Genomic DNA, 12,549 nt, shown 5'->3' with positions numbered 1-12,549 from the left:
TCTGACTAATTGTTAAAGAGCGTGGCAACGTTGTTTGCGTTGCCGAGGCTGCGCATTCTACGCTTTCCTCATCCCCCGTCAACCCCTATTTTCAAAGGATTTTCCGGGTGTCGATGTTTTGCTCAGCGCGGTGTTTGATGACCCGCTGTGCCCCGTCGACAGGAAGCGCATTATAGGGGGATGGTTTCGTTACGCAAGGGGAAATTTATAAAAACATTCCTTTCGAATAAAAAACGGGCACAACGCCCGTTTTCTTACACTTTTATCCGTTTTATCTCACACTGATGAAACGGGAACTCTGGGTATCGGTCACCGATGCCTGGTCGATCTCTCCCGCGGCAACAAAGCTGACGTCGATAACCGCGTCCTTCAGGTAGTAGGGATCGACCGCCAGCGCCACAGGCACGCTGGCCACCTCACCGCCCGCCACCAGGACCTGGTTAGGACCAGTCCACTGGTACTCCTCCAGCCCCTCGACATTCAGCTCAAAAGTCACCGGAGCCTCGCTCTTGTTCAGCACCTTAAGGGTGTAGACGTTTTCAATCAGACCCTCATCGGTTTCCCGATAAAGCATGTTGCGGTCGCGAATGACATCCACCTCCAGGGGTTTGATGGCGCTGACCATCACCCCGAAGGCGACGCACATCACCACCATGGCAATACCATAACCGACCAGCTTGGGCCGCATCACCCTGTTTTCGCCCCCTTCCAACTTACGCTCGGTAGTGTAGGCGATCAGCCCCTTGTCATAGCCCATCTTGGCCATCACATCGTCGCAGGTCTCCACACAGGCACCGCAGTTGATGCACTCATACTGCAGGCCGTTGCGAATATCGATGCCGGTGGGGCACACCTGGACGCAGAGGTTGCAATCGATGCAGTCGCCCAGCCCAAGCTTCTTCGGGTCCTGCTTGCGGCCTCGAGGACCACGCTTCTCTCCGCGCATGGCGTCATACCCGACGGAGAAGGTGTCCTTATCGAACATCACCGACTGGAACCGGGCATAGGGGCACATGTGCAGACACATGATCTCCCTCATCCAGCCGGCGTTGCCATAGGTGGCAAGGGTGAAGAAAGCCGCCCAGAAATAGGCACCGCCGCTGGCGCTGCCGGTAAAGAAATCCGGATAGAGCTCGGTCGCCGGGTAGAAGTAGGAAACGAAGGTGAGGGAGGTGAGCAGCGACACCAGCAACCACAAGGTGTGTTTGGCGCCCTTGCGCCAGGCCTTGTCGACACTCCAGGGGGCCTTGTCCAACTTCATCCTCTTGTTGTGGCTCCCCTCCAGCTTCTCCTCTATCCAGATGAAGATGAAGGTCCACACCGTCTGCGGACAGGTATAGCCACACCAGACCCGCCCCAGATAGGTGGTAAAGAAGAACAGGGCAAAGGCGGCGATCATAAACAGGAAGGCCAGCAGCAACAGATCCTGGGGCCAGATCACCAACCCGAAGACATAAAACTTACGCTGAGCCAGTTCAAACAGTACGGCAGGCCTGTCACCCCAGGGCAGCCAAGGCAGTCCGAGGAACAGCAGCATGAACACCCAGCCCATCTGGCGGCGCAGTGTTGTCCATTGACCGGTGGATTTTCGGACATATATTCGGTTGCGGGGGTTGAACCTGTCCATCTTGCGGGGATCCGCCGCCTGCACCTTGATCGGCTTGGCTTGCGCATCGCTATTACGAGGGGCCATAACTGCAAAACCTTTCCATGTTTACAACTCGGCGGGGATTATATCAGTTTTTTCTAACCAACTCTTATCAATCCGGGCCAAGTTGTGTTAGGTACGTCGATCAACCGTTAGCTGGATCACATTATCCTATCCCTCCGAGACAAAGGTATTTCGTCTCCAGGTACTCCTCCAACCCCTCCTGGCCCCCTTCACGCCCCAGGCCCGAGCTTTTAATGCCGCCAAAGGGCGCCACTGCGCTGGAGATGATCCCCTCGTTGATGCCCACCATGCCGTACTCCAGCGCCTCTGCAACCCGCACCGCCCGCGGCAGGTTGTCGCTGTAGAGGTAGCTGGCCAGTCCGGCCTCGGAACTGTTGGCCAGCCGAACGCCCTCCTCCTCGGTGTCAAACTGCGTCACCGCCACCACCGGGCCGAAGATCTCCTGGGTCCAGATGGGATTATCCTCGGTCACCGACTCCAGCAAGGTCGGCAGGTAGAACCTCTCCCCCTTGGGAGAGCGGCTTCCGCCCATGGTGAGACGGGCCCCGGACGCCACCGCGTCTCGCACCAGGGCTTCGACTCGGGTCAACGCCCGATCACTGATCAACGGTCCCAGGTCGGTCCCGGGCAGGGCGCCTGGGCCCAGGGTCAGGGCGGCCATCCTGGCTTTCAGCCGGGCAATCACGTCATCGTAGATACCCCGCTGCACCAGAATGCGGTTGGCGCAAACGCAGGTCTGGCCGCTGTTGCGGAACTTGGAGGCCATCAGGCCACTGACGGCCCCCTCCAGGTTGGCGTCGTCAAACACCAGGAAGGGGGCGTTGCCGCCCAGTTCCAGGGAGAGCTTCTGAACCCTTTCGGCGCTCTGGGCCATCAACAGCCGCCCCACCGAGGTTGAGCCGGTAAAGGAGAGTTTACGCACCTTTGGGTGGGTGCAGAGGCGATGGCCAATGACCGCGGCGTCACTGCCGGGCACCAGGTTGATCACCCCATCGGGGATGCCGGCCTCCTGGGCCAGTTCTGCCATCAGCAAGGCGGTCAACGGGGTTTCCGCTGCGGGCTTAATCACCACAGCGCACCCCGCCGCCAGGGCGGGGGCAACTTTGCGGGCGATCATCGCCAGGGGAAAGTTCCAGGGGGTGATCACCCCCACCACCCCCACAGGCTGTTTCACCGTCATGGGACGGCGACCGCCAGGCAGGGCCGGCAGGGTCTGGCCATTGGCCCGCACCCCCTGCTGGGCATACCACTTGAGGTAGCTGGCGCCATACTCGACCTCGCCCAGTGACTCCGCCATCGGCTTGCCGGACTCCAGGGTGATCAGTTCCGCCAGCCGCTGCCGGTTTTCCTGCAAGCGGTTATGCCATAACAGCACCAGGTCGCAACGCTCCTGGGCAGAAAGGCGACGCCATCGGTCGAAGGCCCTGTCGGCGGCTTCGATGGCCAGATCCACCTGGCTCACATCGACATCGGCCACCATGGCCACCACCTGCGCGGTCGCGGGGTCATCCACGGCGAAGCTGCCGCGCCGACCCTGCTGCCATTCGCCACCGATCAATGCCCTGTAGTGCTGTGTCATGTTCCTTTCCATGCCCGTTACCCGTATTGGACAACGTTAGCATCAAAGCATGGAGCGGGACAGGGCGGCCGGCTACTCCATGCCGGCCGGCGGCTCCACTACCGCCGAGGTACGGCGGAGTGCCGCCGCCAACATGTAGAGAGCCGTCGCCAGGAAGATCACCCCCAGGTATTGGATCAACCCCATATTCAACCGCTGCCCCCCTTGGGCCAGCAAGGGACCGGACACCGATCCCAGGCTGTAGCTGAGCAGCATCAGTTGGGTGATGCGCACGATCTGGCCGGAGGTCGCCCCCTCACAGGCCTGACTGATGGCGATGGGGTAGAGCACAAAGGCGGCGGCCCCCAGCAGCAGCATCCCCAGCCCAAACTCCAGGGGCGAGGAAGCCAGGATCAGTACCACCACCGCCATGGCCCCGGCCAGGCTGAACAGGGACAACAGCAGGGTCTTGCTGAAGCGGGCCGACAACCAACTGCCCAGGGGCTGCACCGCCATTCCCCCAAGGATCAGCAGCGCCATCATCACTCCAGTCAGCTCCGACACCATCACCTGCTGATGAAGGTAAACCGGCATCAGCCCGTACAGCGGCCCCAACACCAGGCCGGAGATCAGGCACCCCAGCAGGGCCGGCACCTTCACACACAGGGGCGAGCAGGATGACCCGCTCTGCTCCTCCGTCAGCGGCATCGGTGCACTGCCGCCAGCCAGCAGGGGGGGCAGGGCAGCCAACAGCATCAGTGCCATCACCGCCAGCATCGGCCAGGCCCCCTCGAATCCCAGCACATTGATCATCAACTGCCCCAGGGCATTCCCCCCATATAGGGCAGCCATGTAGATCCCAAGTCGGGCGGCCCGCTGGCGCTCGTCCTCCACCAGCAGCAGCCAGGATTCCACCACCACAAACACCCCGGCGGTAGCCATTCCCGCCAGCAGCCTCATCGCCAACCAGAGCTCGGGGCGATGCAGGGCGGCCATCACCGCCACCGTCAGTGACAGCACCAGCAGGGAGAGCAGCAGGGCTCGCCGGTGTCCCATCCAGCGAATCAACGGCTCCACACCCAGGGCCCCAAGCAACAGGCCGCCATAGAGGGCACTGGCCAGCCAGGCTGCCATCGTCCCGGACATCCCCAGCGTCGGCAAGGACAGGGGCAGCAGGCTCATCAGATAGCCGGTTGCCACGGCAAACAGAAACAGCCCCCCGATGGGGGCCAGCACCCCGGAATGAGAACGGGACACCACAGGCTCGGTCACGGCGTGCTCCAACACAAACCTCGATTCAATCACCCGGACCCATTCCGGGTGGCTGCAAATGGCGGCATGGTGAGCTTGAAAAACGGCGGAGTAAAACGAATATTTTTTGTTTTAATAATAAAAAAATGTGATTGAGCGGGGTTCGCGGACGGCAAGGGCGAACGAGGCCGTCATCAGGGTGTCTGCAACCCCAGGGCGGCGAGGTGGGCGGCCATCCTGCGGTAGTGAGAGCCGCGCCAGTAGATCTGACCGCAGCCATCGCAGCGGAAAAAGTGGCGGTGCTCACGCCAAGCGCCGGCGGGTACCCGTCCAGCCACCAGGTCGCGTGCCACCGGTTGTATCAAGCCGTTGCAGCGGATACAGCGGCTGAAGGGGTGCAACAGAGACTGGAGTCGCAGTCGGCCGATCACCTCCGACAGCTGCCGTTGCGGCTGGGTATTGCGCACCCAGTAGCCATGATCCACCGCACTATAGTGGAGAATCCCCTTGTCCCGGGTCAGGATGAAGCGCCGCTGACCCCGGGCCAGGCGGACGATCTCATCGTCGTCGAAATCCCGACGATAGAGGCTATCGAGGCCACACAGCCTCAGCAGCCTGGCCAACGCCCCCAGGTTCGCATCCACCACAAACGCCTTTGGCAGGGGCCTGGGGCGAAGCCGCGACAGGGGTTGTCGATCCATGGCGGCAAACAGCGGATAGACCACCAGCCGCTCTCCCCCCAACAGGCGACAGTCCAAACCGGCCGGGCACCCATCCACCAATATCAGGTCGATCTCCGCCTGGGGCACACCTGCCGCCTCCAGAACGCTTTTTGCACTGGGCCGGCCGCAAAATGGGTGCAGCACCCAGCCGCCCCGTCGCCCCCTTGGCAGGAAGTCTTCGAGGTCACCATGACATCGAATCGAGACACGACGCCAGATCGGCGCATGGGAGTCCTGAATCATACCCAAAGGATAGCCCCTCAGGCGCTTGGCTAACCCTATCACTCAACAGTGCCTATATTTCTTTGGGGATGTGTTACTCAAACTTAGGAGAACCTTGCCATGGGCAGGATATTACTCGGCGTCACCGCGGCGGCAGCGTTGGCGTTGCTGCTACCAATGAGCGCATCATCGACCGACACCCGGGCCAGGTCGAACCAGTTCTGGTGGCCGGAGCAGCTGAACCTGGCGCCCCTTCGGGCCCAGGATCTTCGCTCCAATCCCTATGGGGAGGAGTTCGACTACGCCGAAGCCTTCGCCAGCGTGGATCTGAAGTCGCTCAAATCGGATATTGAGAAGACGCTGACCACCTCCCAGCCATGGTGGCCAGCGGACTGGGGCCACTACGGCGGACTGATGATCCGGATGGCCTGGCACAGCGCCGGCACCTATCGCATCCACGACGGCCGGGGTGGGGCCGACGGCGGTCAGCAACGCTTCGATCCGCTGAACAGCTGGCCGGACAACGTCAGTCTGGATAAGGCACGGCGGCTGTTATGGCCGATTAAGCAGAAGTATGGTCGCAGCGTCTCCTGGGCCGACCTGATGATCCTCGCCGGCAACGTCTCACTGGAATCCATGGGCTTCGACACCCTGGGGTTTGCCGGTGGCCGGGTGGACGACTGGGAAGCCGACCGGGTTTACTGGGGCGCCGAAACCCAAATGCTGGCCAACAACCAGCGTTATCACAATGGACAACTGGAGAAGCCCCTGGCGGCGCTGCAGATGGGACTGATCTACGTCAACCCCGAAGGCCCCAACGGCAACGGGGATCCGCTGGCGGCGGCGGCCGACATGCGCCTCTCCTTCGGGCGGATGGCGATGAACGACGAGGAGATCGTCGCCCTGGTGGCCGGGGGTCATACCCTGGGCAAGGCGCACGGTGCCCACAAGGCGGACTGCATCGGCCCCGAGCCCGGCGCCACCCCGGTGGAACAGCAGGGACTGGGCTGGCGCAATCGCTGCGGCAAGGGAAACGCCGAAGACACGGTCACCAGCGGCCTGGAAGGCGCCTGGACCCAGACCCCGACGGCCTGGTCGGTGCTGTACCTGGACAACCTGTTCCGGTTTGACTGGGAGAAGACCACCAGCCCGGCCGGAGCCACTCAGTGGAAGCCTACCGACGAGTCCGCCCAGCAACTGGTGCCGGACGCACACGTCGATGGCAAGCACAACCCACCGGTGATGTTCACCACCGACATCGCGCTGAAACAGGATCCCGGGTTCCGCCAGATCGCCGAGCGTTTCTGGAAGAACCCCAAGGAGTTTGACCTGGCCTTTGCCAGGGCCTGGTTCAAGCTGACTCACCGGGATCTGGGCCCCCGTTCTCGCTACCTCGGCAGCGAGGTGCCCCAGGAGGTATTTGCCTGGCAGGATCCTGTGCCCGACGTCGACCATCCGCTCATCGATGAGCAGGACACTGCCGCATTGAAGCTGGCTCTGCTCGATGCCGGCCTGACCGTTCCCGAACTGGTCAGAACCGCTTGGGCCTCGGCCGCCAGCTACCGCGGTTCAGATATGCGCGGCGGCGCCAATGGAGCCCGCATCCGCCTTGCACCCCAGAAAGATTGGCCGGCCAACACCCCTGAGGAGCTGACCAGGGTATTGAAACGTCTTGCCGAAATTCAGCAACAGTTCAATCAATCCCTGTCCGGGGGCAAGCGGGTTTCCCTGGCCGATGTGATCGTGCTGGGCGGTGCCGCCGCCATCGAGAAGGCCGCCAAGGACGCCGGTCACCCGCTCCACGTTCCCTTTACGCCGGGGCGTACCGATGCCGCCGCGGAGATGACCGACCCCCTCTCCTTCGCCGTACTGGAACCCACTGCCGATGCCTTCCGCAACTACTACAGTGACCGGGCTTATGGGTCGCCCACGGAGATGCTGGTGGAAAAGGCGGATCTGTTAACCCTGACGGTGCCGGAAATGACGGTGTTGATCGGTGGCATGCGCGCCCTTAACGCCAATGCCGGCCAGTCCAGCCATGGAGTGTTCACCGACGCCCCGGGCACCCTGAACCGTGATTTCTTTGTTAACCTCCTGGACATGGCCACCGTGTGGCGTCCATCAAACGACAACCCGGGCCTCTTTGAAGGCAGGGACCGGGAGAGCGGTGAACTTAGGTGGACCGCCACCCCGGTGGATCTGGTGTTTGGCTCCAACTCGGAACTTCGAGCCGTCAGCGAGGTCTTTGCCGCCGACGACGGCGAGCGCCGGTTTATGGAGGAGTTTGTCGCCGCATGGACCAAGGTAATGACCCTGGATCGCTTCGACCTTCAGTGAGGCAATAGGGGTGGGGCACCTCAGCCGGGGAGGATCCCAACAGCAAAAAGGCGATGCCGTTTGGCATCGCCTTTCTTAGAAGGGGGCTGATGTGGGACAGTAATAAAGTATCATACTGAACAAGCCTAGAGACTGCATAAAAGGTGATTCTGGCATTGAGGCACCAAAATATAGTTTCATACTGATTTAGTCAGTAGCTCTTCATCAGGCTGGTGTTTGAGGAATAAAGAGTCATACTCACCGCTCTTCGTATAGATGGAATCATGCAATTTAGTCCGCAGCTACATTTGAAGTGATGAGCCCGGCTAGCCTCTCCCCTGTCTCCCTGGCAGTGCTGGTGGTATTCAGCTCACACTCCCATACAACGAACACTCGCCACCCCAGCTCTTTTAGCTCATTCTCTACCCTTGCATCCCTCTCAACATTCCTAGCAAACTTCTCCATCCAGAATTCGGTGTTGGTATCGGGGACAGTGGCGTTCTTGCATCCAGAGTGGTGGTGCCAAAAACATCCATGGACCATGACTACCGCCTTATATCGTGGTAATACGATATCAGGGTGTCCCGGTAGGTCTTTACGGTGAAGCCTGAATCGCAACCCCAATCGATGCAAAACACGCCTAAGCACTATCTCAGGTGATGTATCCTTGCTCTTTACCTTGGACATCAAATCCGATCTTTGCCTTGCCGTTAGAGTGTCGACCATGAGACGAACACCTGTGCACATCCTGCTTATACTATAGAGCTCCTACTCGCCATTGTGGTTATGTGGAGTTGTGTAACAACGGTTCATACTGTGTCTGTTGCGACCTTACTGTCACTCAGAATCAAGCCTAGGCTTTCCGTGCCAACACTGAGCCTTCTGACACGCCTTTGATACCATCGCCTTGAACCTCTTGAGCTAGCCTACACCCTGACGCTAACTGCTGATTATTTGCCTAATTCCGCTCATCAATGCCTTCGCACTAGAAGCACCTCCAAAGTAAACGCTATAGATTCTGAGGCATCTGAAGATGAGGCCACAGTTACTAATCTTGTCAACTCATCGGTGTGATTTCCGATGATATATGTGCCATTTATGAGCTTAAACCGAACGAGCGAGGCCATCTTGCAAAGCTCAAAGGACGGGATCCTTAAGGGGTAAAAATGTCTAGCTTTGTGGTAACATGCGATGATTTAGCGACTCCTGACAGCTTGGGCCTTCAAGTTATGGAGCTTCAAAACCAGCTCAAGAAATCAACAAGAAGAAGCGTTGTTAGGCACATCTGATGAACACTACTGATAACAAACCTGCAACCAACTCACCAAGGATAGCGGCTGTTGACCTGTTTTGTGGGGTTGGAGGTCTGACGCACGGGATGCAACGTAAAGGCATTCCTGTGCTTGCAGGCGTTGATCTAGAAGCCTCATGCAAGTTCCCCTACGAGGCGAACAATAACGCCAAATTTATCTGTAAGAGTGTGACGGAAATTACGAGCCAGGAGATTTCACAGTACTACGAAGGAGCTGATATCCGCGTATTAGTAGGCTGTGCACCATGTCAGACATTTTCTAACCACACTCAAAAGAACAAAAAACGCCAAGAGGATTCGAAGTGGAGCCTTCTATATAGCTTTCTGGATCAAATTAAAGCTATCAGGCCCGATATCGTCTCAATGGAAAATGTGGCAGAGCTAGCTCGTTACGAGATCTTTGACGACTTTGTACTGGGCCTGGAGACCGAAGGGTATTGGGTTTCTCATCAAGTAGTAAATGCTGCAAATTATGGTGTGCCGCAACGCCGCCGCCGTCTCGTATTGCTAGCCTCTCGCTTTGGCCCCATCTCCCTCGCCGAAAGTGAACGCACAGAGAAGCAAGTAACTGTCCGGGACGTAATCGCAGGACTACCCAAAATTAGAGCGGGCGAAACTCACCCCAGTGATTCTCTACATCACAGCTCCTGCCTCTCACCGATCAATATGGCACGTATTAAGCAGTCCAAGCCGGGGGGGACCTGGAAAGATTGGGACGAATCGCTTCTCGCAGAATGTCACAAGAAACCTTCCGGTAGTACCTATTCGTCGGTGTATGGTCGCATGGAGTGGGACAAACTGTGCCCTACCATCACTACTCAGTTTTATTCATTCGGTACCGGCCGGTTTGGGCACCCAGAGCAAAACAGGGCATTGTCGCTACGTGAAGGTGCGATGATGCAGACTTTTCCTCAAGACTATCAGTTTTTTCGTAAAGGTGAGAAATTCTATACTCGGCACGTGGGCCGGATGATCGGCAACGCTGTTCCCGTTAAGCTGGGAGAACTGGTAGGACAATCAATTCTAGAGCACGTATATGAATACACAGGGAATGAATGACATTGATAGCGCGGTACAAGATCAAGCAACTGAAGCTAACAAGTACCGAATGAACATCAGTCTCAACGTGCTAAAGCACTTGGGGATCAACCTCTATAGTAATGTCGCAGCTGTACTAACAGAAACCGTGGCCAATGGTTGGGATGCAGATGCGGAAAAGGTCGAAATAAACCTAAATCAAGAAAGCGACCAAATAGAGATATCGGACGATGGCTGCGGTATGACTGTAGATGACATCAACAAGCGCTTCCTGATGATCGGTCACGACCGGCGCAAAGCCGGGTACACTACCACACCTGAGTTTACTCGCCCGGTAATGGGCCGTAAGGGGTTGGGTAAGCTGTCGCTGTTTTCCATTGCTAGAAAAATTCGAATTTATACGGTTAAAGACGGCCAGAAAAATGGCTTTATCTTAGATGTCGATAAGATCGAAGCCACTCTAAAAAGTGGCGAAGACAACAACTACTACCCTGAAGAGATACCTGCTGAAGATGTAGTGATTAGCAAAGGTACTCTCATCGTACTGTCAGATCTTGTTAAGTCTCGCATGACATCCCCTAAGGTATTAAAGAAGCGACTTGCTCGTCGCTTTACCGTAATCAGTGATAACCTGAACTTTATGGTGACCGTAAATGGCGACAAAGTGCAGGTCAGTGACCGAGACTACTCTAGCAAGATAGAATACCTATGGACTTTAGGTGACCAAAATCAACTGCAGTCCTTTATTGATAGCTGTAGCAATAAAAAGCGTCACAAGGCATGGGATGGAATTGTTGACCCACAGCAACAGTATATTGCTGAAGGCTGGATTGGCACCGTAGAAACCTCTGGACAGCTCAAGGATAACGAAATAGGCAACATCAATGGTGTCGTCCTGATGGCCCGAGGTAGGGTTGTACATGAAGACGTTCTTGGAGAGTTTAATGACGGAAGGCTATTCACTAAGTATGTCATTGGTGAGATCAATGCAGACTTCCTCGACCTTGATGACGAGCAAGATATTGCCACCAGTAGCCGTCAAAGCTTGATCGAAGATGACCCTCGTTACCAGCAGCTCAAGGCCTATATTCAACAACGACTTAATGAAATTGGTCGAGTCTGGCACGATTTCCGTAATGAAGATGGCGGAAAACAAGCTGAAGAGAATATAGGTGCTATCAAAGAGTGGCTCAGCGAACTGAGACCAGCTCCTAGAAAAGCAGCACGCAAGTTGGTTGGACATATTCAGGGGCTGCCAATCGACAACGAAAGCGACCGAAAAGAGTTGTTCAAGCACGGGATTATCGCCTTCGAAAAAATGCGGATGAAAGAGCAACTGGATAAGCTGGATACGCTAACCACATTCGATGCCGAGCAGTTCAAGATGATCTTCGATGAGGTCGACGAGTTAGAAGCTGGCTATTACCATGAAATTGTGACCGAGCGGTTGTCCATCATTAAGCAGCTAGAAAAGCTAAAAGATGATAATGCTCTGGAAGTAGAGATGCAAAAGCACATCTTTCAGCACCTTTGGCTGCTTGACCCATCTTGGGAGCGTGCAACTTCGTCCGAACGCATGGAAGAATCATTAAAGAAAGAGTTTGGTCAAGTAACAAGCTTAACTGAAGATGAAGCTAAAGGACGGTTAGACATTCGCTACCAAAAGGTTTCTGGTGCTAATGTTATTATTGAACTCAAACGTCAAGAGCGTTCCGTGAGTGCATCTGAACTCTATAATCAAGGATCAAAGTATCATGCTGGCTGGACTAAATGTTTGCAAGACAGTGGCCAACCCAGTCCCTATGTTGAGGTAATTTTTCTGGTAGGAAACCATCCATCGGAAAGGCGTCCCGGAGAGACAGATCAACTGCTATCCAATATCAATGGACGCTGGTTTACTTACCGCCGGTTAATTGAAGCAGCAATTCAGTGCTATTCTGACTATCTAAAAGAATCAGAAAAGGTTAATCGGGTTCACAAGATCCTTAAAAAGCTCTGAACAATTAATTAAAAGAGGCCCGAAAGGCCTCTTTTAGCAATCATCACCGTTATACATCCAGGCACTAACCCGTGCTGCCCAAGCGCCAATGCTATCGGGCTCAAGTACCCCCTTGTGCTTGGACTTAGGATGAGGGATCCAGTGATGCTGCTCTTTACCACAGTACCCATCAAACAGTGTTACAGGCCAACGAAGCGAACCCTTTAGCAGCAGCTTCTCTAACTCAACCATCTGAGACTCCATCAAAGGCCTAGTTCTATGTTTGAGAAGCTTGGTCGACAACTGCTTATCAGCATCTGATGTGTCTACTTCAAGCAAAGTAAAGTAGCCTCCTGTAGTGGCATAGTGAATTTGGCCACCTGATAAGAGGTGATTTACCATCACCTCAGAAGTTTACAGGTGACACTATGACCAAACGTAAAAGACGTTCTTTCGACCCCGAATTTAAACTGGAATGTG

General features: G+C 56.2%; 9 protein-coding genes. 3 read left to right on the top strand and 6 right to left on the bottom strand.

The features are described from left to right. Positions 1–271: 271 nt before the first annotated feature. The 4 genes from ccoG to FCL40_RS18230 form a co-directional block, all read right to left on the bottom strand. Entirely contained in the window at positions 272–1,693 is a 1,422-nt protein-coding gene (gene ccoG / locus FCL40_RS18245; protein WP_136854706.1) for a cytochrome c oxidase accessory protein CcoG, read from the bottom strand. 121 nt (positions 1,694–1,814) lie between these two features. After that, positions 1,815–3,251, bottom strand: a complete 1,437-nt coding sequence (locus FCL40_RS18240) for an NAD-dependent succinate-semialdehyde dehydrogenase (RefSeq protein WP_229360380.1) — start codon at positions 3,249–3,251, stop codon at positions 1,815–1,817. A 72-nt stretch (positions 3,252–3,323) separates the two neighbouring features. Then, positions 3,324–4,487: an MFS transporter gene (locus FCL40_RS18235; RefSeq protein ID WP_229360379.1), complete on the bottom strand. Its 1,164-nt coding sequence runs from the start codon at positions 4,485–4,487 to the stop codon at positions 3,324–3,326. A gap of 188 nt (positions 4,488–4,675) precedes the next feature. Continuing rightward, entirely contained in the window at positions 4,676–5,446 is a 771-nt protein-coding gene (locus FCL40_RS18230) for a Mut7-C RNAse domain-containing protein (RefSeq protein ID WP_136854703.1), read from the bottom strand. Between the two features lie 156 nt (positions 5,447–5,602). Between FCL40_RS18230 and katG the strand changes: the two genes are divergently transcribed. Next, a complete protein-coding gene (gene katG, locus FCL40_RS18225) occupies positions 5,603–7,762 on the top strand; it encodes a catalase/peroxidase HPI (RefSeq protein WP_229360381.1) in 2,160 nt (719 codons plus the stop codon). 270 nt (positions 7,763–8,032) lie between these two features. Here katG and FCL40_RS18220 read toward each other — a convergent pair whose 3' ends face one another. Continuing rightward, a complete protein-coding gene (locus FCL40_RS18220) occupies positions 8,033–8,467 on the bottom strand; it encodes a very short patch repair endonuclease (protein ID WP_136854701.1) in 435 nt (144 codons plus the stop codon). A gap of 562 nt (positions 8,468–9,029) precedes the next feature. Here FCL40_RS18220 and FCL40_RS18215 point away from each other — a divergent pair. After that, positions 9,030–10,112 carry a DNA cytosine methyltransferase gene (locus FCL40_RS18215; protein WP_136854700.1) on the top strand — a complete coding sequence of 361 codons (1,083 nt, stop codon included), beginning with the start codon at positions 9,030–9,032 and terminating at the stop codon, positions 10,110–10,112. Next, a complete protein-coding gene (locus FCL40_RS18210; RefSeq protein ID WP_169307182.1) occupies positions 10,105–12,090 on the top strand; it encodes a BbrUII/HgiDII family restriction enzyme in 1,986 nt (661 codons plus the stop codon). Before FCL40_RS18215 ends, FCL40_RS18210 begins: the two co-directional genes overlap by 8 nt. 33 nt (positions 12,091–12,123) lie before the next feature. Here the strand turns inward: FCL40_RS18210 and FCL40_RS18960 are convergent, their stop codons facing one another. Beyond that, positions 12,124–12,471, bottom strand: a complete 348-nt coding sequence (locus tag FCL40_RS18960) for a Tn7-like element transposition protein TnsE (protein WP_407644162.1) — start codon at positions 12,469–12,471, stop codon at positions 12,124–12,126. Positions 12,472–12,549: the final 78 nt, after the last annotated feature.

Source organism: Ferrimonas sediminicola, assembly GCF_005116715.1.
Classification (GTDB): Bacteria; Pseudomonadota; Gammaproteobacteria; order Enterobacterales; family Shewanellaceae; genus Ferrimonas; species Ferrimonas sediminicola.
The sequence above is the reverse complement of the archived record's forward strand: the minus strand, read 5'-3'. Positions and strand labels throughout refer to the sequence as shown.

What these genes read in the sequence shown, in the direction of transcription:
- katG (WP_229360381.1), top strand. Translation starts at nt 5,603, where the DNA reads ATGAGCGCATCATCGACCGACACCCGGGCCAGGTCGAACCAGTTCTGG.
- FCL40_RS18240 (WP_229360380.1), bottom strand. Translation starts at nt 3,251, where the DNA reads ATGACACAGCACTACAGGGCATTGATCGGTGGCGAATGGCAGCAGGGT.
- ccoG (WP_136854706.1), bottom strand. Translation starts at nt 1,693, where the DNA reads ATGGCCCCTCGTAATAGCGATGCGCAAGCCAAGCCGATCAAGGTGCAG.
- FCL40_RS18960 (WP_407644162.1), bottom strand. Translation starts at nt 12,471, where the DNA reads ATGGTAAATCACCTCTTATCAGGTGGCCAAATTCACTATGCCACTACA.
- FCL40_RS18230 (WP_136854703.1), bottom strand. Translation starts at nt 5,446, where the DNA reads ATGATTCAGGACTCCCATGCGCCGATCTGGCGTCGTGTCTCGATTCGA.
- FCL40_RS18220 (WP_136854701.1), bottom strand. Translation starts at nt 8,467, where the DNA reads ATGGTCGACACTCTAACGGCAAGGCAAAGATCGGATTTGATGTCCAAG.
- FCL40_RS18210 (WP_169307182.1), top strand. Translation starts at nt 10,105, where the DNA reads ATGAATGACATTGATAGCGCGGTACAAGATCAAGCAACTGAAGCTAAC.
- FCL40_RS18215 (WP_136854700.1), top strand. Translation starts at nt 9,030, where the DNA reads ATGAACACTACTGATAACAAACCTGCAACCAACTCACCAAGGATAGCG.